We start from the raw sequence: 24,546 nt of genomic DNA, 5'->3' as shown, positions 1-24,546 counted from the left end.
GGCCTGATCCCGTACGCTCGGCGAATGGCGAAGTACTTCGACGTGCACCCGCAGAATCCCCAGCCCCGCATCCTCGACAACGTGGTCGACCTGATCCGGTCCGGCTCGCTCGTCGCCTATCCGACCGACTCGTGTTTCGCCCTCGGCTGCCAGCTCGGCAACCGCGACGGCCTGGCCCGGATCCGGTCGATCCGCCGGCTGGACGACCGTCACCACTTCACGCTGGTGTGCCAGAACTTCGCCCAGCTGGGCCAGTTCGTGCAGATCAACAACAACGTGTTCCGTGCGATCAAGGCCGCGACTCCCGGTAGCTACACCTTCATCCTCCCGGCCACGGCCGAGGTGCCGCGGCAGCTGCTGCACCCCAAGAAGAAGACGGTCGGCGTCCGCATCCCCGACCACGTCGTCACCCAGGCGCTCCTCGCCGAGCTGGGCGAGCCGCTGCTCTCCAGCACGCTGCTGCTGCCCGACGAGGAGGAGCCGATGACCCAGGGCTGGGAGATCAAGGAGCGCCTCGATCACCAGGTGGACGCGGTCCTCGACTCGGGCGACTGCGGCACCGAGCCCACCACGGTGGTCGACTTCTCCAGCGGCGCCGCGGAGATCGTCCGCCGGGGCGCCGGTGACACCTCGCGCTTCGAGTAGCCGCGGCCGTCGTTCCTACGACAGGCCGAGCTCCGGCGCGACAGTGCTGACGCGGGTGAAGACCGAGTCGGGGTTCTGCCCGTCGCAGTACTTGTTGCCGGCCGAGACGATGCCGATCAGCACGCCGTTCTCGACCAGCGGGCCTCCGGAGTCGCCCGGGCAGACGCTGTCGGTCGTGCTCGGACGCGGCCGACCGCAGACCTTCAGCTGCGGGGTGTCGGTCGGGTCCGTCCAGGGTGCGCAGGCCTTGAGCGGCTCCAGCAGCAGCGTCGCGGCCTTCAGGTGCGTGCCCGGGACGCCGGTCGCGGTGTAGCCCCAGCCGTAGACGGTGGCGGTGCGGCCGTAGCCGTACAGGGCGGTGTCCTTGGCGCCCGCGAGCGGGATCGTGGGGGACGACAGCGGGCGGTCCAGGGTGAGCACGGCCGCGTCGTGGGTGAACCGGTTGGCGTTCCACTCCGGGTCCACCTGGAACCGCACCACACGGCGGGTGGTGCCCGCGGTGGTGCGCAGGTCCGTCCGGCCGGACACGACCGTGAGCTGGAGCGGGTTCGGCGCGTTGACGACGCAGTGCGCCGCGGTGAGCACCTTGGTGGGCGCGATCAGCGACCCACCGCAGAACTCCTGTCCGCCCGGCAGCTCCAGCGTCACCGCGTACGGCGCGGCGGAGACGGACACCTGCGTCCCCCCGTGCACGGCCGCGGCGGGCACGGTCGCGGCAGCCACCAGCGCGGCGGCACCCGTCAGCAGCCCGGCCACCCGTCGCGTGATCGACGTCATCGTGTTCTCTTCTCCCTCTCGGCGGTCCCTTCGCCACCACGATGAGGCCGCCGCCCGCGGCCTGACCACAAGATCACGACAGCCCGGGACGGTGGAACGTTTCCACCGCTCTGACCTGCGCGAACGCCCTCCCCTGGAACGCCGTGCTGGAATGGACCGTACCGAGAGGAGACCCCGTTGCCCGAGCAGCCCCCCATCCGCCGGATCGCCCTTCACCTGCCCGCCGACCTGGTCGACTGGCTCCAGGGCTTCGCTGAGATCTCCCACCGCACGGTGGAGGACGTGGTCCGCCCGCTGATCGAGGCCGAGCGGACCCGCGTCGAGGAGAACTGGAACTGAGGCGGGCCGGTCAGCTCTGGTCGGAGGCGTCGCCGTAGACGTTGTTCGGGCTGATGACCTGGGTGATCGCGCGCCCGAGCAGGGTGCTCGGGTTCTCGCCGTTCGACGGGATGTCGGTGTTCAGCAGGATCACCAGCGTCGCCTGCTCGGCGGGCAGGTGGACGGTGAGGCTCTGGTAGCCCGGCAGGGATCCGGCATGGCCGACCCAGCCGTGGTTGATGTCGATGCCCAGGCCGTACGCGTCACCCGGGGCGCCGGTCGGGAGGGCGTTCAGGCGCTCCGCCTGCGTCTGCGGCTTCAGGAGCCGGCCGGTCGCGACGTCCACCGCCCAGTGGCGCAGGTCCTCCAGGTCCGAGATCATCGCGCCGGCCGCCCAGCCCCAGCTGGGGTTGAAGTCCGTCGCGTCGGCCTCGGCGCCGGTCGGGGTCTCGTCGGTGTAGCCGTGCGCGTGGGGGCGTGGGAACTCCGCGGCCACCGGCAGGAAGGTGTGGTCCAGGCCCGAGGGTCGGGTGATCATGTCGCGGAAGTCGTCGCGCAGCGTGCGGTGCGTCATCTTCTCGACGACGAGGCCCAGCAGCACCGTGTTGGTGTTGGAGTAGTCGAACCGCGTCCCGGGCGTGAACTGGTTCTTGTGGCGGAACGCGATGGCGAGCAGCTCGCGAGGGGTCCACTGCCGGTGCGGCTGGGTCTGCAGCAGGTGCTGGAAACCCTTGTCCTTGCTGTAGGCGAACAGGCCGCTGCGCATCCCGGCGAGCTCGCGCAGCGTGATGTCGCGCCCGTTCGGGACGCCCGCGACGTACCTCGCGATCGGGTCGTCGAGGCCGACGACGCCCTGGTCGACGAGCTGGAGCAGTGCGGTGACGGTGAAGGTCTTGGTCTCGCTGCCGATGCGCATGAACAGGTCGGGCTTCATCGGCGTGCAGTCGGCCTTGTCCGCGAGGCCGAACGCGCGTACGTAGCGCGCGTGTCCCGGCCGCCAGATGCCGACGATGACGCCGGGGACGCCGGCCTGGGCGGCCGTCTCCTGGATGACCCGGTCGAGGTGGGCCGCCGTGTCCGGCAACGGGCGCGCCGTCGCGGGTCGGGGCGCCGCCGGGGCGGACGCCGCGGGCAGGACGGACGCGAGGCAGGCGGCGGCGATCGTCGCGGCGATGCCCAGGCGGTTGCGGTGGCGGATTCCGAGGCGCATACCTCCTCGATAGGCCCCGCCGGGCCCGAGTGCAGCCCGCCACGCGCGGTGCGGGCCGGGATCAACCCCAACGGGTCTGGCCGGCGGTGAAACGGCGGCTCAGACGCAGCATCTGACCGGTCGTCACATGCGGCAGATAGGCCTTGCCGATCGCGTTGGCGATGGCGGGCAGCTGGGCGGGGTCGGGATAGACCAGGTACAGCGGCAGGTAGGTGGGCTGGAACTTCGCCTTGAAGTGCAGCAGCGAGCGGAAGCCGTAGGCCGGTTCGAGCGCACGGCCGAGGACGTCGAGCAGGCGCTGCAGCGGGGCTGCCTGCTCGCCGCGGTCCATCCGGGCCAGCGGCGCGCCGGACAGGCTCAGGTACTGCGCGCCCTCGTCCTTGAACGTCAGCGCCGCGGTGGCGATCAGGTACTCCATGACGCCCTGGAACGATCCGTTGCCGCGGCGCATGAAGTCCAGCGTCCAGCCGACCGGCTGCCCGTCCTGGTAGCAGGGCAGCCAGCTGGTGATGCCCTGCAGGGTGTTCTCCTGGTCCAGCGCGACCAGGATGCGCACCCGGGGGTCCTCCAGTTCGGCCAGGCCGCCGAGGGTGAAGCCCATCTCCGGCAGGCCCTTGTCCGCAACCCACTCCTCCGACAGGGCCCGGACCTGCTCCTGCACGGCGATCGGCGCCGTGGGCCAGGTGTACCAGTGGGCGCTCACGCCCGCCTTGCCGGCCCGGTTGAGGGCGCTTCGCACGTCCTGCCACCGCTTGCCGGTGAAGGCGAGGTCGGGCAGGAGCAGCAGGGTGTCCTCGGCCACCTGGAGCGAGGACCAGCCGAGCGCGTCGGTCACGTCCTTGGTCTCCTGGGAGACGCTGTAGAAGCACGGCGTCCAGCCCCGGTCGTCGCAGCTCGCGGTGAACTCGGCGACGGCCGGTCCACGGCTCGCCGGATCGCCGTAGGGGCCGCCCAGCGTGAGCGCGGTGTTGCCGATGACGCGGTACGCGATCGCCGCCCCGCCGTCGGGGGAGATCCAGTGGTCGTTGCCCGGCCAGGTGGACATCCACGACAGCGTCGATCCGCCGTGGCGCAGCAGCAGCTCCTCGGCGGGGGCGGAGCTGTCGACCTTGTGGCGGACCCCGGCCCGCCAGAAGGCCACCAGCAGCCCGCCCAGCACGATCAGCCAGAACACCGGCCCGGTGAACTCCCACAGCGCCTTCGCGTGCAGGGTGACCGGCAGGAAGGTGCCGAGGTGCTTGCCCATCAACGGCAGGTAGGCGGGCGGCACCAGGCGCTTGGGGTAGTCGGAGACGAGCTGGTGGAAGGCGGGGACGGGGTCGAACTCGGCGCGCGCGTCGTAGCCGAACTTGATGTAGACCGCGCCCACGGCGAGGAAGGTGAGCACGGCGATCGACAGGAAGGTCAGCACCGTCTCCCGCTCGGCCCGGATCCGGAAGTGGCGCCGGGTCAGGAAGAGCACCACCAGCATCGCGGTCGGGACGCACAGCTGGAGGATCGAGTAGAGGGTGAAGGACCCGGTGGCGGTCTCGTGCTTGAGCAGGAAGTAGCGCAACAGGGCCGCGAGCAGCAGGAGGCGCAGGATCACCGCCGCCCACCAGGCCATGCTGCGCCCGCGCCACAGTCCGACCGCGACCACGGCGATGAGCAGCAGCGGCACCCAGTAGACGAACACGTCGGGGCTGTTGGCCAGGGCGAAGTCGACGCGGGCGTTGGTGCAGCCCTGGGTGCCGGCCAGGGGGCCGGCGCAGGCCGCGTCGACGGAGGCGGCCGAGGTGTCCACGCCGATGAACAGCTCGCGGTAGAGCGCGAGCGGTCCGTCGTGGTCGCGGGTGAACCAGGTGACCAGCGGGCCGAGCGCCGGGACCGAGCCGAAGACCGCGACCAGCAGCCGCGTCTCGGCGTGGGAGGACGGCAGCAGCCGCAGGTCGCGCAGCGAGCGCCGCTTCGTGAACAGCAGCACGCCGGCGGTCAGGCCGATCGCCGCGGCGCCGGTCCGGGCGAGGTCGACGACCTCGCCCGCGTAGAACAGGAACAGCAGCGTGCCCGTCACCAGCAGCAGCCGCAGGCGGCGTCGCCACAGCGCCGTCAGTGTGGCGCTGAAGGCCAGCCCCACCCCGACCAGGCCGGGCGTGGGGCCGACGGTCCGGTTGCCGATGAGGCCGCCCAGCCAGCCGTCCCCGGCGACACCGCCGATCTCCATGGCCGCGACGGCCAGCAGGCCGCCGCCGACCTGGCAGAGCAGGAAGAGCGAGCCGGCCTTGACGGAGCCGAGGCGTCGTTCGGCGGGCAGCAGGGTGATCAGGGTGAGCCCGATCGCCACGAGGAAGCCGAAGGTGCCGTACTCCCACACGCCGTAGGTGAACAGGGACCACCAGCGCCCCTCGGCGACCGTGGAGGTGCCGAGGCCCGCCCAGTCGGTCGCGCCGCGCGCGCCGAGGCCGAGAACAAGGAAGACGACGACCAAGGTGAGCGACAGCGGCGCCTTGGCGAGGATGCCGAGGACGCCGGCGCTCGCAGCCCACCAGCGGTGCAGTCGACCGCCACCCGTCTGCTCGAGAGCAGCTCCGGTCATGTCTCCAGGATTCCACCGCTCGCCCGCCGCGGCGCGGGCACGCCGCTGACCTGCGATGTTGATGAACTTCGGTCAGATCTCTGGGCAGGTGACTTACCAAGCGGTAACTTACTCCGGCGTCAGGTCCGTGTGAGCCGTTTCACGAACCGTGGAGGACCCATGCCCAGAACCGCCGTCCGGCTCCTGGCCACGGCCGTCGTCGCCACCACGACAGCCGCCGCCGCTCCCGCCGTCTCCGCCGTCGCCGCGCCCCACGCATCCGCCGCCACCACGGCGATCGCGAGTCAGCGGGTCACGACCTCGGCGACGGACGACCCGTTCTACACCTACGACGGCAGCACCCCGCTGGCGTCGATCGCGCCCGGCACCGTGCTGAAACAGCGGACGCTGCCGTACCACGTCCTCGGCATCCCGACGCCGCTGACCGTGATCCAGCTGCTCTACCGCACCGTCGACGCGCAGAACCGGCCCGTCGCCGGCGTCACCTCGGTGATCCGCAGCCTCACCGGAGACCGCACCCGCGCCGTCTCCTACCAGTCGTTCTACGACTCGCTGAACCCGGCGGACAGCCCCTCCCGGGCCATCGCGGGCAACCTCACCCTGGGCGGCGTCATCCCCAACGCCGAGACGGTCCTGCTCGTCCCGTTGCTGGCCCAGGGCTACAGCGTCGTCATCCCCGACACCGAGGGCCAGACCGCCGACTTCGCGGCCGGCCCGGAGTACGGCGCCGCGACGCTCGACTCGATCCGGGCCGCCACCCGGGCCGACGGCACCGGCGTGGACGGCGACACCCGCTTCGGGCTGATGGGCTACTCCGGCGGCGCGATCGCCACCGACTGGGCCGCCGCCCTGGCCCCCGCCTACGCGCCGGAGGTCAACCGCCGGCTGGTCGGCTTCGCCGAGGGCGGTCTGCTGGTGGACCCGGCGCACAACCTGCGCTACGTCGACGGCTCGGTGGTGTGGACCGGCGTCATCCCGATGGCGCTGATCGGTGTGGCCCGCTCCTACGGCCTCGACCTCAAGCCCTACCTGAGCAGCTACGGCCTGGAGATCTACAACTCCATGCAGCAGGCCTCGATCGTCAACGCGCTCGGCGAGCACCCCGGGCTCACCTGGAAGCAGATGGCCAAGCCGCAGTATGCGAACCCCGACTCGGTGCCGGCCTTCGTCGACGCCGTCAACAAGATCAACCTCGGCTCGGCGGCCTCGCCCACCGTCCCCGGCTACATCGGTCAGGGCGACGGCGGCGTCTTCGAGGGCACCTTCAGCAACGTGCCCGGCATCGGCACCGGCGACGGTGTGATGGTCGCCGGCGACGTGCGCGCCCTCGCCCGGCAGTACTGCGCCACCGGCGACCGGGCGATCCAGTACCAGCAGTTCAACCTGCTCAGCCACATCGGCACCGCCGTCGCCTGGGCCCCCACCGCGCTGGGCTGGCTGGCCGACCGCTTCGCAGGCCGGACCGCCCCGTCCAGCTGCGGCGACATCGCCGCGGGCAACTCGCTGGCCCCGGAGCAGGTCACCACACCGGGCTCCTAGGGTCCCCGCGCCGGGCAGGCGCCGGTGCACCGCTCCGACCAGGGGCGATGCACCGGCGCCGCGGTGTCAGGGCCCGTGTCAGCCCGATGACAGAGCGGTGACAGGACCGCCCTCGACCGTAGTGGTCATGAGGAACTCGGCGATCGCGGTCCAGGGACTGCGCAAGGCATACGGCGACAAGGTCGTGCTCGACGGCATCGACTTCGAGGTCGCCTCGGGATCGGTCTTCTCCCTGCTCGGCCCGAACGGGGCAGGCAAGACGACCACGGTGAACATCGCGACCACCCTGATGCGGGCCGACGCCGGCACGGTGCACGTCGCCGGGCACGACGTCGCGACGGCGACCAGGCAGGTCCGCAGGCTCATCGGCGTGACCGGCCAGTTCGCCGCGGTGGACGAGCTGCTGTCGGGCCGGGAGAACCTGCAGCTGATGGCGGACCTGAAGCGGATCCGCCCGGCCGGGCGGGTCGTCTCCGGGCTGCTGGAGCGGTTCGACCTGGTCGAGTCCGCCGACAAGCTCGCCTCGACCTACTCCGGCGGCATGCGCCGCAAGCTGGACCTGGCGATGACGCTGGTCGGCGGCCCGCAGGTGATCTTCCTGGACGAGCCGACGACGGGCCTGGACCCGCGCAGCCGCCGCGCGATGTGGGACATCGTCCGCGAGCTGGTCGCGGACGGCACCACCATCTTCCTCACCACGCAGTACCTGGAGGAGGCCGACCAGCTCGCCGAGCAGGTCGCCGTCCTCGACCACGGCCGGATCGTCGCCCAGGGCACGCCCGCCGAGCTCAAGCGCCAGGTGCCCGGCACCCACGTGCGGCTCCGCTTCACCGCCGCCCACGAGCTCGACGCGGCGGCCGCGATCCTCGCCGGCGCCACCCGTGACGACCAGGAGCTGACCCTGCGGGTGCCCAGCGACGGGGGCTCGCGCTCGCTCCGGGCCGTGCTCGACCGCCTCGACGAGCACGGGGTCAACGCCGAGGAGTTCTCGGTGCACACCCCCGACCTCGACGACGTCTTCCTCGCCCTCACCGGCCGCACCGACACCACCCACACGAACGCCCTGGAGGCGAACGCACGATGAGCACCCTCGCGACCTCGTTCGGCGACTCGGCCGTCATGCTGCGCCGCAACGCCAAGCACACCCTCCGGAACCCCGTCGCGCTGTTCAACGCGGTGCTGTTCCCGCTGGTGATGATGCTGATGTTCGTCTACGTCTTCGGCGGGGCCTTCAAGGTCCAGGGAAAGTACGTCGACTACGCGGTGCCGGGCCTGCTGGTGATGGCCATCGGCTACGGCCTCGGACCGACCGCCGCCGCCGTCAACGGCGACATGACCAAGGGCATCATCAACCGGTTCAAGGCCATGGACGTCTCCCACGGTGCCGTGCTCGCCGGCCACGTCGTCTCGACGACCGTGCGCGCCCTGATCGCCGACGCGGCCATCATCGGCCTCGGCTTCGCGATGGGCTTCCGTCCCCACGCCAGTGCCCTGGACTGGTTCGGCGCGATCGGCCTGATGCTGCTGCTCTCCTTCGCGCTCAGCTGGCTCACCGTCGCCATGGGCCTGGCCGCCAGGACCGTCGAGTCGGCCGGTATGGCCACCGTGCCGCTGATCATGCTGCCCTTCCTGAGCAGCGCGTTCGTCCCCGCCGACACGATGGGCGCGGGTGTGCGGCAGTTCGCCGAGTACCAGCCCTTCACCCCGGTCATCGAGACCCTGCGCGGACTGCTGACCGGCCACCCGGACACCGGCCACCTGGTCGTCGCCCTCGCCTGGTGCGTCGGGTTCGCGGTCGTCGGCTACCTCTGGGCGGTCTCCACCTTCCGGAAGCGCGCCTGATCCCGGGGTCCGGCCCGCTGGTGCCTACGGCGCGAGCGCGGCCTCGACCAGTTGCGACCGGTCGGCCGCCTGGCCCTGCTGAACCGCCTCGGCGAACGCCACGTCACCGAGGCGGTTCCGTGCGTCGTCCTCGACGCGCGCCGCGCTCGGGTCGGAGCGGTCCGGCAGGCCGCGGGCCTGTGCGCTCGCGGCGAGCAGCCGCGCGGCCAGCTCCGGGTCCTCGCGGCGCAGCGCCAACTCCGCGACGCCGACCAGCACCTGCGCGGTCAGCGGCGCGATGCCCGCCTCCGCGGTCGCCGCCCATGCCGCCGCCGCGTGCGCGCGGGCGGTGTCCAGGTCCTCCGCCAGCCGGCCGAGCACGTCGTGCCGCAGGGCACGGATGTTCGGCAGCGCCGCGTCCTCGCCCAGCAGGTCGGTGGCGAGGTCGAGTTGGTGCCGCGCCTGCTGCGCGTCGCCGTCCCAGCGGGCGAGGTCGGCTCTCGCCAGGGCCAGTTCGGCCAGCGCGTTCGGCCAGGTGACCCGCTCCGCGCAGCGCTGCGCCTCGTCGAGGGCCGCCGCCTCACCCGGTGCGTCGTCCAGCAGCCGGTAGAGCTTCGCCTGCAACGACCGCATCCGGATGACGTCCTCGACGGCACCGAGCTCGGTGACGACCGCGATCGCCTCCTCGTAGGACGCGCACGCGGTGGCGAAGTCGCCGCGCACGGCGATCCGGTCCGCCAGCTCCGTCAGCGCGAAGGAGACGCCGAAGCGCTCGCCGATCGCCCGGAACCGGTCGAGCGCCGCCTCCAGGTAGGCGTCCGCCTCCCGGCCGCCCTGGCCGAGCATGATCCGTGTCTTGCCCATGTGCAGGTGGGCCAGCGCGGCGATCCACGGGTCAGCGTCCTCCAGCAGCGGTTCGAACGCGGTGAGGAACTGGTCGAGGCCGTGCAGCAGGCGCTCCACCGCGTCGATCAGGCCCAGCAGCGGGTAGTCGCCCCGGCCGTGCCGGCTGAACCGGTGGGCCTCGCGGATCCACTCCGCCACCTGCTGTTCGTCGCCCCGGCCGGAGCTGACGAACAGCACGACCAGCCCGTAGACCATGGCCCGGACCCCGTCCGTCGACTCGCCGGGCATCCGCGCGGCGGCGCCGATCAGCTCCATGCCCTCGACCCGGTGGCCGCCGAGCCACCAGTACCAGCCGGCCCCGGCGGCGAGGCGCTGTGCCGCCTGCGCCTCGCCCGCCGCGAGGGCGCCGCGCATCGCCGCACCGATGTTGTCGTGGTCGGCCCCCAGCACGGCCAGCCACTCCAGTTGCTCGGCGCGGCGCAGATGCGGATCCGCGGCCTCGGCCAGCTCGGTGAAGCAGGCCAGGTGCGCGAGACGGGCCCGCTCCGCCTCGCCCGCCTCGGCGAGGCGCGCGGCCGCGTACTCGCGGATCGTGTTGATCATGCGGTAGCGCGGGGCGGCGTCGCCCTGCGTGCCCGGCGCCCCCTCCACGCTCTCCGCGAGCAGCAGCGACTTCTCGACCAGCGAGGTGAGCAGTTCCAGCACGTCCTCGGGCTCGACGCCCTCACCCGCGCAGACCCGCTCCGCCGCCTCCAGGCCCGCCCCGCCGGAGAACACCGCGAGCCGCCGCAGCGCCGCGCGTTCGGCGTCGCTGAGCAGCTCCCAGCTCCAGTCGACCACCGCGCGCAGCGTCCGGTGGCGCGGCAGCGCGGTCCGGCTGCCGCCGGTCAGCAGCCGGAACCGGTCGTCGAGCCGGTGCGCGAGCTGGTCGAGGGTCATCGTGCGCAGCCGGGCCGCGGCCAGCTCGATCGCCAGCGGCATCCCGTCCAGGGCCCGGCAGATCCGCGCCATCGTGGTGAGCGTGGCGGGTGAGCCCGCGTCTGTGGTGAGGTCCGGGCGCACCGCCCCGGCCCGGTCGCGCAGCAGCCGGACGGCGGGGGAGGCCGCGATCTCGCCCGCCGTCGCACCCGGCCCGGGCAGGGCCAGCGGCTCGACCGGCCACAGCGCCTCCCCGGTGATGCCGAGCGGCTCGCGGCTCGTGGCCAGGATCCGCAGCCCACGGCACTCCCCGAGGACCCGGTGCGCGAAGACGGCCGCGGACTCGACCAGGTGCTCGCAGTTGTCCAGGACCAGCAGCGTCTCGCGCTCGCGGATGGCGGCGATCAGCCGCTCGGTCGGATCGGCGTGCGGGGTGTCGCCGAGCAGGGCGTCGCGCAGGCCCAGCGCCGCGAGCGCCGCCTGTGCCACGTCGCTGCCATCGCCGTCGCCTGCCCCGGTGTCCGCGGTGGTGTTCGTGCCGACGGACGCGAGCTCCACCAGCCAGGCGCCGTCCGGCAGATCGTCGAGCAGCGTGCGCGCGGTCTCCACGCCCAGCCGGGTCTTGCCGGAACCGCCCGGGCCGACCAGCGTCGTGAGGCGGTGCCCGGCGAGCAGCTCGCGGACCGCCACGACCTCGCCGTCCTTGCCCACGAAGCTGGTCAGTTCGGCCCGCAGGTTGGTGCGGCGGACCGCCTCCCGCGGCGCCGTCCCCCGCCGCTGCGGCACGTGTCGTCGCCCCAACTCGCCGCGCAGCAGCGCGACATGCAGCGCCGACAGCTCCGGCGAGGGGTCGACGCCCAGGGCGTCGGCCAGCTCCTCCCGTGCGCGTTGGAACACGAGCAGAGCCTCGCTGTCCCGTCCCGCCGCGGCGAGCGCGCGTATCAACGCGGCCACCAGCCGTTCCCGCACCGGATGCGCGGCCACCAGATCCGTCAGCTCGGTCACCAGCTCCGGGCCGCGCCCTAGGGTGGCCTCCGCGTCGACCCGCTCCTCCGTGGCGGCCAGCCGCATCGCCTCCAGCCGGACCACCGCCGCCTCGCACGCGGCACTGTCCGGCAGCCCGACGTCCTGCAGCGCGCCGCCGCGCCACAGCCCGAGGGCCTCGCCCAGCAGCCGCGCCCGCGCGCAGACGTCCTCGCCCTGGGCCAGGCCCGCGCTGACGAGGCGTTCGAACCGCACGGCGTCGACGTCGTCGGGCGCCACCAGCAGCCGGTAGCCGTCCGGCTGCCCCGCGATCACGCCCGGCGGCAGCAGCTTGCGCAGTCGCGACACCAGCCGCTGCAGGGCGTTCGCCGCGTCGGCGGGCGGCTGCTCGCCCCAGATCCAGTCGACCAGCGCCCCCTTGGGGACGACGTTCCCCGGCCGGAGCGCCAACGCCACCAGCAGTCCGCGCAACCGCGCACCCGGCACGTCGGCCACCTCGCCGTCGGCCGTGCGCACCGCCAAGGGCCCCAGTATCGCGATCTGCACCCGCTGATTTTGCCACGGGGGCCGCGTGCTGCCGCCGCCTGCGGATGCGCGGGCCCGCGGGCGGGCGCAGGATCGAACCGTGACAGCGATCGTCGTCCTGCTGGAGCTGGAACCCGCGACGGAGGTGGTGGACCCCGACGTCGGCGAGACCGACATCGGCGCCCGCGTCCGCGCCGTCCACGCCGCCGAGCCCGACCCCCGCGCCCCCGGCGCCCCACTCCCGCGCACCCTCTGCGGCGTCTCCTCGGACGAGCTCGAACCCGAGCCCTACACCCCCGCCGGACCCGACGCCCCGTGGTACCCGCCCGAGCACCACGCCCGTCACTGCCTGGACTGTGACGCCGCCCTGCACAGCAGCTGAGTGGTGTCGGGAGCGTGTCGTGCGGCGGGGCGCCGGGGCATGCGCTCTAGCGTGAGGGTTCATGGCCTCCCCGATCCCGTCGCGTGGTCGCGACGTCGCGCGGCAGATCCGTGCCGGTGCACTGCTGCGGCGTCCGATGCTGTGGCTGATCCCGTCGGTGCTCGCCTCGCTGGTGGCGCTGGTGCTGTCACTGCTCTACATGGGCGGGGTGATCGACCCGAACGGCAACCTGCACCGGCTGCCGGTCGCCGTGGTGAACGCGGACACTGGGGCGCCGCCGCCCGGGCAGCGCGAGAACCTCGGGACGCAGGTGGCCCGCTCGATCGTCGCGGCCTCGCCCGCCGGTTCGGTGGACTGGCGGCAGGTGAGCCAGGCCGAGGCGCAGGACCAGCTGGCCTCCGGCAAGATCTACGGCGCGCTGGTGATCCCGGCAGACTTCACCGCCTCCGTCACGGCGCTGACCACGGCCGAGGCGAAGGCCCGACCGACGATCACGGTGCTCACCAACCCCGGGGTGGGCAGCCTCGGCTCCTCGCTCGCCTCGCAGATCAACCAGAACGCCGCCCACCAGGCCTCGCTGGCCATCGGCAGGCAGCTGACCGCCTCGCCCACGACGGCGGGCACCGACGCGACCACCCGGCTGCTGCTGGCCGATCCGGTCGCCGTGGTGACGCAGGTCGGCCACCCCATCGGGCAGCACAGCGGGTTGGGGCTCAGCGCGTTCTACTACACGCTGCTGCTGGTGCTCAGCGGCTTCATCGGGGGCAACCTGGTCCACAACGGCGTGGACACCTCGCTCGGCTACGCGGACAGTGAGATCGGCCCCTGGCACACCCGCCGCCCGACCGTCCCGATCGACCGGACCCAGACGCTGGTGCTCAAGATGGCCATGACCGCCGGGATCTCGGTGCTCACCACGACGCTGGTGATGGTGGCGTGCATCGCCGTGCTCGGCATGGACGCCGCGCACATCCCGCTGCTGTGGATCTTCTCCTACTGCGCCTGCCTGGCCGTGGGGCTCGGCGTCCAGGCCATCAACGCCGCGTTCGGCAGCATCGGGCAGCTGGTGTCGATGTTCGTCTTCATCGCCCTGGCCCTGCCCTCCTCCGGGGCGACCGTGCCGCTGGAGGCGACCCCGGCCTTCTACCGCTTCCTCGGCGCGTTCGAGCCGATGCGCCAACTCAGCGCCGGAGTGCGGTCGATCCTCTACTTCGACGCCCGCGCCGACGCGGGCCTGACCCGGGCCTGGATCATGATCGCGATCGGCACGGTCGCCGCCCTGCTCTTCGGTTTCGGCATGACCCGCTACTACGACCGCAAGGGGCTCAAGCGCCTCACTCCGCAGCCGCAGGTCCCTGCTGCCGGTTAGGACAGCAGTTCGTGGGCGAGGTCCATCACGGCGGCCGCGCGGGCGGTCTGACGGACGCCGTCCATGCGGGCGAGGACCAGGTCGAGGGGCGGATGCTCGTTGGTCAGGGCCAGGACGGCGACGCGGGCGCCGCTGTAGGTGTGGTCGGTGGCCGGGCGCTGGTGCAGGACGGAGAAGCCGTGACCGAGGGCGACCAGGGAGCGGACCGCCTCGTAGTTGTGCGAGCGGTGCCGCACCACGGGGGTGACGCCGGTCGCGGTGACCAGGGCGAAGAAGTAGTCGCGGCTGTGCGGCAGATCGAGCAGCACGAACGGCTCGTGGGCCAGCTCGGCCAGGTCGATCGCGCCGCGGGAGGCCAGCGGGTGGTCGGCCGGGACGAGCGCGTGGGCCGGGAGCGAGGCGATGGTCTCGCGCGCGATGCCGGGCCCGAGACCGAGATCGTAGGTGAGCGCGAAGTCGATCCGGCCGGTGCGCAGGGCCCGGTCGAGCTCGTCCGCCTCCCCTTCGAGGACGTCCACCTGGAGCTGCGGGTGGCGCTCGGCCGAGGCCGCCAGCAGGCCGGGCAGGACGAAGGGCGCGAGGGTGACGAAGCAGCCGAGCCGGACCGGGCCGCTCAGCCCGCTCTCGCCGCCGCGTGCCTCGGCGGCCACGTCGGCCGCGTGCGTGAGCAGCTCGCGCGCCTGCAGCAGCAGGCGTTCCCCGGCCGGGGTGGCCACCAGGCCCTTGCCCTTGCGGCGGATGAACAGCTGGACGCCGAGCTGGTGCTCCAGGTTCGACACCGCCGTGGAGACCGCCGACTGGGCGATCAGCAGCCGCTCGGCGGCCGCGGTCATGCTGCCGGCCTCGGCGGCCACCACGAAGTACCGCAGCTGCGCCAGGGTGAACCCGACCGCTTCCGCCATGTCCGCACCTCGTCCTGGGATTCGGTATCTGATTTGGAGATGACCCAACACTAAAAGATCTGCTTTACCGGCGGAAGTCCCGATTCCATAGTGGTGGTGCGGCCCTCCGGCCGAGGACTCCCACTTCACCAGCCCCGGGAGAGGCGAACTGATGGTCCACCACCGCATCCGGCGTTTCAACACGGCCGACACCTATCCCGAGCAGCGGCTCGCCAACGACCTCGCCCAGGCCGTCGTCGCCGAGGGCACCGTCTACCTGCGCGGCCAGATCGGGCAGGATCTGGAGACCCGCGAGAGCGTCGGCGTGGGCGATGTCGAGGCCCAGGCGGAGAAGGCGATGGCCAACATCGCCATGCTGCTGGAGGAGTCCGGCAGCGCGCTGGACGAGATCACCAAGATCACCATCTACCTGACCGACATCCGCTTCCGCGAGTCGGTCTACAAGGTGATGGGCCGCTGGCTCAAGGGCGTGCACTACGTCTCCACCGGGCTGGTGGTCTCCGCCCTGGCTCGACCGGAGTGGCTGGTGGAGATCGACGCGACCGCCGTCATCCCCGCCTCGCGCCGCGCCGAGGCCGCCGGGATCCGGCACGCGAAGGCGGCCGAGCGAGGGGAGCTGCTGTGACGCTCTCCCTCGCCGCCCGGTGCTCCCGCACCGGGCAGGTCGGCGTGGTCATCGCCTCCTCCAGCCCGGCGGTCGCCGCCCGCTGCGCGCACGTGCGGGCGGGCGTGGGGGCGGTCTGCACGCAGAACGTCACCGACCCCCGGCTCGGCCCGTGGCTGCTGGACCTCATGGCCGCCGGGTCGTCGGCGTCCGACGCGGTGCGGCACACCGCCGAGACCGAGACCCTGATCGCCTGGCGCCAGTTGACGGCGGTCGGAGCCGAGGGCAGCCCGGCCGCGTTCTCCGGCGAGCACGCGCTCGGCACGTACGCGCAGGCGGTCGGCGCGGAGTGCGTGGGTGCCGGGAACATGCTGCTGCACGCGGGCGTGCCGCAGTCCATGGTCGACGCCTTTACCGCGACGTCCTCGGAACTTCCCCTGGCGGAGCGGCTGCTGGACGCGCTGACCGCCGGTCTGGCGGCGGGTGGCGAGGAGGGGCCGCTGCACTCGGCGGGCCTGCTGGTCGCCGACGCCGTGCCGTGGCCCGTCGTCGACCTGCGGGTCGACTGGACCGAGGGCGAGCCGGTCGCGGAGCTCGGCATGCTGTGGCGCCGGTGGGAACCGCAGCAGGACGCCTACGTCCAGCGCGCCCTGGCCCCCGAACGGGCGCCCAGCTACGGCGTGCCGGGGGACCTGTGAGCACCGGAGCGGTGGACACCGGTGCGAGCACCGCTCTCGCGCAAGCGCCCGACTCCGCGCGCGCGGTGCTCCGCGACACGATCGGTGCTCTCGAAGACCGACTGACCGGCCTCTCGCACCGGCTCCACGCCAACCCCGAGACGGCCTGGGAGGAGGAGAAGGCGGCCCGCTGGACCGCCTCCCTCCTCGACGAGCTCGGCTACGCCGTCACGCCTGGGGTCTGTGAGCTGCCCACCGCCTTCGCCGCCCGGATCGGCAGCGGCCCGCTGCACGTCGCGCTCTGCGCCGAGTACGACGCGCTGCCCGGACTCGGCCATGCCTGCGGACACAACCTCATCGCCGCCGCGGCCGTCGGCGCCGCCGGCGCGCTGGCCCGGGTCGCCGACGACCTCGGGCTGACCGTCACCGTCCTCGGCACCCCGGCCGAGGAGGGCGGCGGCGGCAAGATCCTCATGTTGGAGCGAGGGGCGTTCGAGGGCGTGGACGTGGCGATGATGGTCCACCCCGGCCCGGTCGACGTCGCCGAGGCCGAGCCGTTCGCCGTCGCGCACCTGAACGTCCAGTACACCGGCCGGGCCGCCCACGCGGCCGCCTACCCCGAGCAGGGCCGCAACGCGGCCGACGCGTTCACCGTCGCCCAGGTCGGTATCGGTCTGCTGCGCCAGCAACTGCCGTCGACCACGCGCGTGCACGGGCTGGTGACCCGCGGGGGAGAGGCGCCCAACGCGATCCCCGAACGGACGGAGGGGCGCTGGTACGTGCGCGCCTCCAGCCTGGAGGAGCTGGACCGGATCCAGGGCCGCGTGGAGGCGTGCTTCCGGGCCGGTGCGCTGGCCTCCGGCTGCGCGCTGGAGATCGAGCCGGAGAGCCCGCCGTACTCGGAGTTCCGCAACGACGCGGAGCTGGTCGCCCGCTACCGCCGCAACGCCGAGGGGATCGGCCGCCGCTTCGCGCCGCCGGGCGATCCGGCGGCGCGGATGAACCGGGCCTCCACCGACATGGGCAACGTCTCCCGCGTGGTGCGCGCCCTGCACCCCTACATCGGGGTGGGCTCGCTGCCGGCCGTCAACCATCAGCGCGAGTTCGCCGCCGCCTGCGCCACCGCGACGGCGGACGCCGCCCTGCTCGACGGCGCCCTGGCGCTGGCGCTGACGGCGGCGGACCTGGCGGCGGGCGGGGGCTGAGGGCGGGCGGGGCCGCTCCGGCTCGGCCTTGTCGGCCGCAGGCCGCCGTGGCTCGAGGGGGCCCGGTCGAGGCCGGACGGCGTCCGGCGAGGCCGGCAGCCCGCACCGGGTTCGAGCCCGCCGCCAGGTCCGCCGGGGGTGGGCCCCGGGCGGAGCCCTACAGCTCCGGGCAGCCGGTGACGGCGCGGGCGTGCGCGGTCAGCAGGCCCAGCGCCGTGGCCCGGTCCACGACCGGGTTGCGGGCGACGATGTGCAGGCCGTAGCCGTCCTCCAGGGCGACCAGGTTGCGGGCGGCGTCGGCCACCGTGGTGGTGAGCGTGAACGCGCCCGCGACCACGCCGATCTCGAGCAGCATCGAGTACAGCGCGACCTCGCGGGCGAAGAGCGAGCCCATCAGCGCGGCGTGCCCGGCGCTGCGGTCGGCCAGGCCGTGCAGCTCGAAGAGCAGCCGGTGCACCGCGTCCTCCGGCCCCTGCGGCAGGCCCGACGCGAGTGCCGCCCGCATCCGTGCCACCGGGTCGCCTCCGGGCGTCTCCGTCTCGGCCTGGCGCTGCGTCAGATACCGCTCGACGGCGTCCTGGTGGACCGCCAGGACGAGGTCGTCCAGCTCCGGGTAGTAGTACAGGACCGATCCCGCCGAGACCCCCGCCTCGGCGGCGATGTCCTTGATGCGGAGCCCCGCCATGCCGCGCTCCGCGATGGCCCGCCCGGCGGCGTCGATCAGCGCCCCGCGGCGGGCTCCCTGGTTTTTCGGTCGTGCCATGTCACGCATTCTCTGACACGTGCATCAAATTTTCCATACCAAACTGGCTCCGGTCATTGACGCGGGCTTCACCCATTGTTTGAATCTCGCATCAAAGAACTCGCGAGCACACCTGAGGACCCCCTCCCATGAGTGACTCCACCTCCCCCCTCTCCCACGCCGACTGGCAGCGCCTGGCCGCCGGGCTCACCCCGCGGACCCGCGCCTTCGTCGACGGCGAGCAGCGCGACGCCCGCTCCGGCGCCACCTTCACCGACACCGACCCGGCCACGGGCAAGGCCCTCGCCGAGATCGCCGCCTGCGACGCGGCCGACGTCGACGACGCCGTCCGCTCCGCGCGGGCCGCCTACGCCGACGGACGGTGGTCCGGCCTCGCGCCGGAGGCGCGCAAGAAGCGCCTGCTGCGCCTTGCCGAGCTGATCGAGCAGCACGGCCCCGAGCTCGCCCTGTACGACTCGCTCGACATGGGCAAGCCCGTCGCCGAGGCGCTCGCCGTCGACGTCCCCGGCGCGGCCGGCTGCTTCGCCTGGCACGCCGAGGCCGTCGACAAGCTCTACGACGAGATCGCCCCGGCCGCGCCCGGCAACCTGGCGCTGGTGCGCCGCGTGCCGCTGGGCGTCGTCGGCGCCGTCGTGCCGTGGAACTTCCCCCTCGACCTCGCCTCCTGGAAGCTCGCCCCGGCGCTGGCCGCCGGCAACAGCGTCGTGCTCAAGCCCGCCGAACAGTCGCCGCAGTCCGCGCTGCTGCTCGCGCAGCTGGCGGTCGAGGCGGGCATTCCGGCGGGCGTGCTGAACGTCGTCCCCGGCCTCGGCGAGACCGCCGGACGCGCGCTCGGCCTCCACCCCGACGTGGACGTGCTGGCCTTCACCGGCTCCACCGCCGTCGGGCGGCTCTTCCTCTCCTACGCGGCGCAGTCCAACGGCAAGCAGGTCTGGCTGGAGGCGGGCGGCAAGAGCCCCAACCTGGTCTTCCCCGACGCGGACCTCGACGCCGCCGCCGAGCGTGCCGCCTTCGGCTTCTGCTTCAACGCGGGCCAGGTCTGCTCCGCCAACACCCGCCTGCTCGTCCACGCGGACATCGCCGAGGAGTTCACCGCCCGCGTCGCCGAGCACGCCGCCGCCTACGTCCCCGGCGACCCGCTCGATCCGGCCACCCGCCTCGGCCCGCTCGTCGACGAGGCCCAGGCGCAGCGTCTGCTCGCCGCCGTCGAGGAGGCCCGCGCGGCCGGCGGCCGGGTCGTCCACGGCGGCACCCGCCCCGACCACGGTGACCTGGCCCTCGGTGCCTACCTGCACCCGACGATCGTCACCGGCCTGCCCGAGGACGCGCCCATGGCCCGCGAGGAGCTGTTCGGCCCGGTGCTGACCGTCCTGCCGTTCCGCGACGAGGCGGACGCGGTCCGGATCGCCAACGACTCGCCCTACGGCCTGGCCGCCTCCCTGTGGACCCGCGACCTCGGCCGTGCCCACCGCGCCGCCGAGGCGCTCCACGCCGGGACGGTCTCGGTCAACACCGTGGACGCGCTGAGCCCCGCCACGCCCTTCGGCGGCTTCAAGCAGTCCGGCTTCGGCCGCGACCTCTCGCTGCACGCCTTCGACAAGTACACCGGCCTCAAGACCACCTGGATCTCCTACGGCTGACGTACGCCCCGAGCTTCTTTCCCACCCCCGCACGGAAGGCACCACCATGAGCCGCACGAGCCGTACCCCGATGACCCCCGACCAGCTGCGCGACGCGGACCGCGCCCGGATCATCCACCCCTACCTGCCGGGCTCCGTCACCGAGCGCGTCGTGATGACCGAGGGCTCCGGCTGCCGCCTGACCGACATCGACGGCCGCTCCTACCTCGACGCCACCGGTGGTCTCTGGCTCGCCCAGATCGGCCACGGCCGCGAGGAGGTGGCCCGCGCCGCCTACGAGCAGATGGCCAAGCTCGAGTACTTCACCAGCTTCTGGGAGTTCTCCAACGACCCCGCGATCGAGCTGGCCACCAAGCTCACCTCGATCGCCCCCGAGGGCCTGAACCACGTCTACTTCACCTCCGGCGGCTCCGAGGGCAACGAGGCCGCCATCAAGATGGCGCGCTACTACCACCACCGCCGCGGCGAGACGAACCGCACCTGGATCCTGGCCCGCAACAAGGCCTACCACGGCATCGGCTACGGCGGCGGCTCGGCGACGGGCTTCCCGGTCTACCACGAGGGCTTCGCCCCGATGATGCCGCACGTTTCCCACCTGACCCCGCCGTGGCCGTACCGCAGCGAGCTCTACCACGGCGAGGACCCCTGCGACTTCCTCATCGCCGAGCTGGAGCAGCGGATCGCCGAGATCGGCCCCGGCAACATCGCCGCGATGATCGGCGAGCCGATCATGGGCGTCGGCGGCATGCTCGTCCCGCCGGCCGACTACTGGCCGCGGGTGCGCGAGGTGCTGGACCGGCACGGCATCCTGCTGATCCTCGACGAGGTGGTCACCGCCTACGGCCGCGTCGGCACATGGTTCGCCGCCCAGTACTTCGACGTCCGCCCGGACATCATCGTCACCGCCAAGGGCATCACCTCCGGCTACATCCCGCTGGGCGCGCTGCTCGTCGGCGACCACGTCGCCGAGGCGCTCCTCGCCGACCACGGCTTCCCGATGGGCTACACCTACAACGGCCACCCCGTCGCGGCCGCCGTCGCCCTGGAGAACCTGGACATCATCGAGCGCGAGGGCCTGCTCGCCCGCGCCACCGAGATCGGTGGCCACCTCCACCGCGAGCTGGAGGCCCAGCTCGGCGACCTGCCGGTGGTCGGCGAGATCCGCTCGGTCGGCATGATGCTCGCCGTCGAACTCGTCGCCGACCGCGCCACGCGCGAGCCGCTGCCGATGCTGCAGCCGCTGCTGCCGGACGTGATCCGCCGTGAGACCGGCGTCATCGTCCGCGACTGCGCGCACTCCCTGGTCCTCTCCCCGGCGCTGATCATGACGGAGGCGGAGGCCAAGGAGGCCGTCGACGCGATGCGCCAGGTCCTGGAGCGCGTCCGGCCGAACGGCGAGCTGCGCGGCTGAGCGGCTGAGCGGCCGATCCCGCGCCCACGTACCGCACCTCCTCTGAACCCGGGCCGTTCCACACCCCCACCGGCACCGCCGGCCGCCGGAACGGCCCGGCCACCCCACTTCCCCGCACTGAGGAGCCCCGCCATGTCCACCGCTCCCGCAACGGACGGTCAGGTACCCGACGACAGATCGGACTCGGTGCCGAACCTGCACCGCAGCCTCGGCCGCTTCGACATCATGGCGCTCGGCGTCGCCGCCGTGATCTCCGCCGACGTGATCGGCCAGATCGCCACCGGCGGCGGCGAGGCCGTCACCTGGACCGCCCTGCTGGCCCTGTTCTTCCTCGTCCCCTACGCCCTGCTCTTCGCCGAGACCGGCGCCGCGTTCCCGCAGGAGGGCGGCCCCTACGTGTGGGTGCGGCTCGCCTTCGGCCGCACCGCCGCCGCGCTGACCACCCTCTTCTACTGGGTCACCAACCCCGTCTGGCTCGGCGGTTCGCTCGTCTTCGCCGCCGCGGCCGCCTGGGACGGGCACGTCACCCACCTCGGCAGCGGCACCGTGGCCGACTACGTCTTCAAGCTGGTCTTCATCTGGGTCTCGATTCTCACCGCCGTCGTCTCGCTGCGGCGAGGCAAGTGGATCACGACAGTCGGGGCGATCGCCAAGGTCGCCGTCATGCTCATCGTCACCGCGACCGCGTTCGGCTACGGCCTCCAGCACGGCTTCAAGGGCCTGTCGGGCACCACCTTCGCCCCCACCACCGGCGGCTTCCTCGCGCTCGTGCCGATCCTGCTCTTCGCCTACGTCGGCTTCGAGGCCCCCAACGCCGCGGGCGAGGAGATGCGCAACCCCAAGCGCGACGTGCCCGTCTCCATCGGCGTCTCCGGCGCCGTCGCCGCCTGCTGCTACCTGCTGCCCGTCTTCGCGATCCTCGCCGTGGTGCCCGCCAAGCAGATCACCGGCGTGGCCGGCTTCCTCGACGCCGCCTCCCTCGTCTTCGGCAGCTACGGCAGCGCCGGCCACGCGCTGCTCACCACCGTCAGCGTGCTCTTCGTCTTCGTCCTGATGACCCAGGGCAGTGCCTGGATGATCGTCAGCGACCGGATGCAGGCCATGGCCGCCGCCGACGGCGGCTTCTTCAGCCGGGCGCTGGGCGCCTTCCACCCGCGCCTGGGCACGCCCGTCCGGATGAACCTCGTCTCCGGCGTCACCGCGACCGTCTTCATGCTCGCCGCCACCCTGCTGGTCAACGGCACGGCCGCCGCCGACTTCAAGGTCGTCCTCACCGTCGCCGTCACCACGCTGCTCCTGTCCTATCTCTCCGTCATCCCCGCGCTGGGCGTCCTGCGCAGGAATCACCCGAACGTGGCACGGCCCTACCGGGTGCCGTTCGGGGCCTGGGGCTTCCGGATCAGCCTGGTGCTCGTCTACGCCTTCATCGTGCTGGGCTCCTGGATCGCGCTCTTCCCCGGTGTGCTGGAGAAGGCCCTCGGCGTGAGCTACGACTTCACCGCCACCTGGGGCGTCTCGCGCACCGTCTTCGAGGCGTTCACGCTCGGCACGGTCGCGGTCCTGCTCGCCCTCGGCGCCCTCGGGCGCGTCACCGCCGCCCGCCTGGACCGCCGCGCGGGGCGTCCCGGCCCCGGCGTCCAGGCCGACCCCGCACTCCCGGAGTACCAGCGATGACCGCCACCGTGACCGGTCCGCACCGGGTCGAGCACGACCTGCTCGGTGACCGCGAGGTGCCCGCCGAGGCCTACTACGGCGTCCACACCCTGCGCGCGGTGGAGAACTTCCCGATCACCGGCACCCCGATCAGCGCCCACACCGAGCTCGTCGTCGCCCTCGCCTGCGTCAAGCAGGCGGCGGCGCAGGCCAACCACGAGCTCGGGCTGCTGGACCGGCGTCGCGCCGACGCCATCGTCCGCGCCTGCCAGGAGATCCGCGCCGGCCATCTGCACGACGAGTTCGTCGTCGACGTCATCCAGGGCGGCGCCGGTACCTCCAGCAACATGAACGCCAACGAGGTCGTCGCCAACCGCGCCCTGGAACTCCTCGGCCACCCCCGCGGCCACTACGCGGAGCTCCACCCGCTGGAGCACGTCAACCTCAGCCAGAGCACCAACGACGCCTACCCGACGGCCGTCCGCATCGCCCTGCAGATCGGCGCGCGGCAGCTGCGCACCACGCTGACCGTCCTCGCCGACGCGTTCTCGGCGAAGGTTGTGGAGTTCGCCCCGGTGGTGAAGATGGGCCGCACGCAGTTGCAGGACGCCGTGCCGATGACGCTGGGCCAGGAGTTCGGCGCGTTCGCGGTGACGATCCGCGAGGACGTGGAACGCCTCGGCGAGGCCTGCCGGCTGCTGTTGGAGATCAACCTCGGCGGCACCGCGATCGGCACCGGCCTCAACGCGCCCGAGCAGTACGCGGCCACCGTGTGTGCGCGTCTGCGCGACCTGACCGACCTGCCCCTGACCACCGCCGTGGACCTCGTCGAAGCCACCTGGGACGTCGGCGCGTTCGTGCAGCTCTCGGGCGTGCTGAAGCGCATCGCGGTGAAGCTGTCCAAGATCTGCAACGACCTGCGCCTGCTCTCCTCCGGCCCGCGCACGGGCCTGGGCGAGATCAACCTCCCGGCTGTCCAGGCCGGTTCGAGCATCATGCCGGGCAAGGTCAACCCGGTGATCCCGGAGGCGGTCAACCAGGTCGCCTTCCGCGTCATCGGCCACGACACCACCGTCACCCTTGCCGCGGAGGGCGGCCAGCTCCAACTGAACGCGTTCGAGCCCGTGATCGCCCACAGCCTGCTGGACTCGCTCTCCCTGCTGACCAGCGCCTGCTGGACGCTGACGGAACGCTGCGTCACCGGCATCACGGCCAACGCCGACCACCTGCGCCACGGTGTCGCCCACTCGATCGGCACGGTCACGGCACTCAACCCGTCCATCGGCTACACCGCGGCGACCGCGGTCGCCGCGGAGGCGCTCGCGACGGGGCGCGGCGTCCGCGAACTGGTCCTGGAACGCGGCCTGCTGTCCGAGGCCGAACTGGACCTCCTGCTCAGCCCGGAACGCCTCGCCCTCGGGCCTGCCGGACCGGGCCCGTTCGGCGGCGGTCAGCCGACCGAGGGGACGTCCGTGACGCAGCGGGTCTCCGGGTCGTAACGCAGAACGAGCCGGTCCTTGCGGTAGTCCGCAGTGAGGAAGGTCCCCGGTCCGCAGACCGCGATGTTCAGGTCGGGGCGCTCGCGGCGGACGACCTGCTCCGCCTCGACCACGTCGAGGCCCGTCAACTCGGGCCAACTCGTCTTTCCGGTGTCGGTCATGGCGTCAGGTCTTCCCCGGCCCGCGGGGCGGGAACCCGTCGGACGCGCGGCGTCCGTTCCACACCTGCGGGCATTCCGGCCCGGCGTCCCGGGCGTCCCGGGGGGTCCCGGGTGCCGGAGGC

21 protein-coding genes are annotated in these 24,546 nt (G+C 72.8%); 14 read left to right on the top strand and 7 right to left on the bottom strand.

Going from position 1 to position 24,546, the window contains the following annotated elements:
- Positions 1–24: 24 nt before the first annotated feature.
- Positions 25–645 carry an L-threonylcarbamoyladenylate synthase gene (locus BMY61_RS28580; RefSeq protein WP_042443274.1) on the top strand — a complete coding sequence of 207 codons (621 nt, stop codon included), beginning with the start codon at positions 25–27 and terminating at the stop codon, positions 643–645.
- A 15-nt stretch (positions 646–660) separates the two neighbouring features.
- Here BMY61_RS28580 and BMY61_RS28575 read toward each other — a convergent pair whose 3' ends face one another.
- Complete coding sequence (locus BMY61_RS28575; protein WP_042443277.1) at positions 661–1,422, bottom strand: S1 family peptidase; 762 nt, start codon at positions 1,420–1,422, stop codon at positions 661–663.
- Positions 1,423–1,599: 177 nt separating this feature from the next.
- On the opposite strand from BMY61_RS28575, the gene BMY61_RS46540 reads away from it, so the two are divergent.
- Positions 1,600–1,761, top strand: a complete 162-nt coding sequence (locus BMY61_RS46540; protein WP_161791206.1) for a hypothetical protein — start codon at positions 1,600–1,602, stop codon at positions 1,759–1,761.
- A gap of 10 nt (positions 1,762–1,771) precedes the next feature.
- Here BMY61_RS46540 and BMY61_RS28570 read toward each other — a convergent pair whose 3' ends face one another.
- Together BMY61_RS28570 and BMY61_RS28565 are read right to left on the bottom strand one after the other, a co-directional pair.
- Complete coding sequence (locus BMY61_RS28570) at positions 1,772–2,950, bottom strand: serine hydrolase domain-containing protein (protein WP_042443279.1); 1,179 nt, start codon at positions 2,948–2,950, stop codon at positions 1,772–1,774.
- Positions 2,951–3,011: 61 nt separating this feature from the next.
- Positions 3,012–5,525, bottom strand: coding sequence for a bifunctional lysylphosphatidylglycerol flippase/synthetase MprF (locus BMY61_RS28565; RefSeq protein ID WP_052438368.1), 2,514 nt, complete (start codon positions 5,523–5,525; stop codon positions 3,012–3,014).
- Positions 5,526–5,684: 159 nt separating this feature from the next.
- On the opposite strand from BMY61_RS28565, the gene BMY61_RS28560 reads away from it, so the two are divergent.
- The 3 genes from BMY61_RS28560 (at position 5,685) to BMY61_RS28550 (ending at position 8,906) form a co-directional block, all read left to right on the top strand.
- Positions 5,685–7,064: a lipase family protein gene (locus tag BMY61_RS28560; RefSeq protein WP_042443281.1), complete on the top strand. Its 1,380-nt coding sequence runs from the start codon at positions 5,685–5,687 to the stop codon at positions 7,062–7,064.
- Between the two features lie 127 nt (positions 7,065–7,191).
- Positions 7,192–8,148, top strand: coding sequence for a daunorubicin resistance protein DrrA family ABC transporter ATP-binding protein (locus BMY61_RS28555; RefSeq protein ID WP_042443284.1), 957 nt, complete (start codon positions 7,192–7,194; stop codon positions 8,146–8,148).
- Positions 8,145–8,906, top strand: coding sequence for an ABC transporter permease (locus tag BMY61_RS28550; RefSeq protein ID WP_042443286.1), 762 nt, complete (start codon positions 8,145–8,147; stop codon positions 8,904–8,906). Before BMY61_RS28555 ends, BMY61_RS28550 begins: the two co-directional genes overlap by 4 nt.
- A gap of 24 nt (positions 8,907–8,930) precedes the next feature.
- Here BMY61_RS28550 and BMY61_RS28545 read toward each other — a convergent pair whose 3' ends face one another.
- Complete coding sequence (locus tag BMY61_RS28545; protein ID WP_042443288.1) at positions 8,931–12,179, bottom strand: AfsR/SARP family transcriptional regulator; 3,249 nt, start codon at positions 12,177–12,179, stop codon at positions 8,931–8,933.
- Positions 12,180–12,258: 79 nt separating this feature from the next.
- Between BMY61_RS28545 and BMY61_RS28540 the strand changes: the two genes are divergently transcribed.
- Positions 12,259–12,540: a hypothetical protein gene (locus BMY61_RS28540; protein ID WP_052438369.1), complete on the top strand. Its 282-nt coding sequence runs from the start codon at positions 12,259–12,261 to the stop codon at positions 12,538–12,540.
- Positions 12,541–12,601: 61 nt separating this feature from the next.
- A complete protein-coding gene (locus tag BMY61_RS28535; protein ID WP_042443289.1) occupies positions 12,602–13,909 on the top strand; it encodes a YhgE/Pip domain-containing protein in 1,308 nt (435 codons plus the stop codon).
- On the opposite strand, the gene BMY61_RS28530 is transcribed toward BMY61_RS28535, so the two are convergent.
- Entirely contained in the window at positions 13,906–14,811 is a 906-nt protein-coding gene (locus BMY61_RS28530) for a LysR family transcriptional regulator (RefSeq protein WP_042443291.1), read from the bottom strand. The genes BMY61_RS28535 and BMY61_RS28530 overlap by 4 nt on opposite strands.
- A 151-nt stretch (positions 14,812–14,962) precedes the next feature.
- Here BMY61_RS28530 and BMY61_RS28525 point away from each other — a divergent pair, with 151 nt between their 5' ends.
- From BMY61_RS28525 to BMY61_RS28515, 3 genes are read left to right on the top strand one after another with little or no spacing between them, the layout of a single operon-like run.
- Entirely contained in the window at positions 14,963–15,436 is a 474-nt protein-coding gene (locus BMY61_RS28525; RefSeq protein WP_042443292.1) for a RidA family protein, read from the top strand.
- Positions 15,433–16,113, top strand: a complete 681-nt coding sequence (locus tag BMY61_RS28520) for a DUF1028 domain-containing protein (protein ID WP_042443294.1) — start codon at positions 15,433–15,435, stop codon at positions 16,111–16,113. The genes BMY61_RS28525 and BMY61_RS28520 overlap by 4 nt, the downstream gene beginning before the upstream one ends.
- Positions 16,110–17,297 carry a M20 family metallopeptidase gene (locus BMY61_RS28515; RefSeq protein WP_236655879.1) on the top strand — a complete coding sequence of 396 codons (1,188 nt, stop codon included), beginning with the start codon at positions 16,110–16,112 and terminating at the stop codon, positions 17,295–17,297. The genes BMY61_RS28520 and BMY61_RS28515 overlap by 4 nt, the downstream gene beginning before the upstream one ends.
- A gap of 157 nt (positions 17,298–17,454) precedes the next feature.
- Here BMY61_RS28515 and BMY61_RS28510 read toward each other — a convergent pair whose 3' ends face one another.
- Positions 17,455–18,060: a TetR/AcrR family transcriptional regulator gene (locus BMY61_RS28510; protein ID WP_042443544.1), complete on the bottom strand. Its 606-nt coding sequence runs from the start codon at positions 18,058–18,060 to the stop codon at positions 17,455–17,457.
- 128 nt (positions 18,061–18,188) lie between these two features.
- On the opposite strand from BMY61_RS28510, the gene BMY61_RS28505 reads away from it, so the two are divergent.
- From BMY61_RS28505 to BMY61_RS28490, 4 genes are all read left to right on the top strand, one after another.
- The gene (locus tag BMY61_RS28505) at positions 18,189–19,700 is read left to right on the top strand and encodes an aldehyde dehydrogenase (RefSeq protein WP_042443296.1); all 1,512 of its coding nucleotides are present in this window, start codon (positions 18,189–18,191) and stop codon (positions 19,698–19,700) included.
- Between the two features lie 46 nt (positions 19,701–19,746).
- The gene (locus BMY61_RS28500) at positions 19,747–21,111 is read left to right on the top strand and encodes an aminotransferase family protein (RefSeq protein ID WP_042443298.1); all 1,365 of its coding nucleotides are present in this window, start codon (positions 19,747–19,749) and stop codon (positions 21,109–21,111) included.
- A 132-nt stretch (positions 21,112–21,243) separates the two neighbouring features.
- Positions 21,244–22,785: an APC family permease gene (locus BMY61_RS28495; RefSeq protein WP_042443300.1), complete on the top strand. Its 1,542-nt coding sequence runs from the start codon at positions 21,244–21,246 to the stop codon at positions 22,783–22,785.
- Positions 22,782–24,263, top strand: a complete 1,482-nt coding sequence (locus tag BMY61_RS28490; protein ID WP_082014772.1) for an aspartate ammonia-lyase — start codon at positions 22,782–22,784, stop codon at positions 24,261–24,263. The genes BMY61_RS28495 and BMY61_RS28490 overlap by 4 nt, the downstream gene beginning before the upstream one ends.
- Here the strand turns inward: BMY61_RS28490 and BMY61_RS28485 are convergent.
- The gene (locus BMY61_RS28485) at positions 24,215–24,424 is read right to left on the bottom strand and encodes a serine protease inhibitor (protein WP_042443302.1); all 210 of its coding nucleotides are present in this window, start codon (positions 24,422–24,424) and stop codon (positions 24,215–24,217) included. The two genes, BMY61_RS28490 and BMY61_RS28485, sit on opposite strands and share 49 nt — an antisense overlap.
- Positions 24,425–24,546 lie beyond the last annotated feature (122 nt).

It is taken from the genome of Streptacidiphilus jiangxiensis (assembly GCF_900109465.1).
GTDB classification, from domain to species: Bacteria; Actinomycetota; Actinomycetes; order Streptomycetales; family Streptomycetaceae; genus Streptacidiphilus; species Streptacidiphilus jiangxiensis.
The sequence above is the reverse complement of the archived record's forward strand: the minus strand, read 5'-3'. Positions and strand labels throughout refer to the sequence as shown.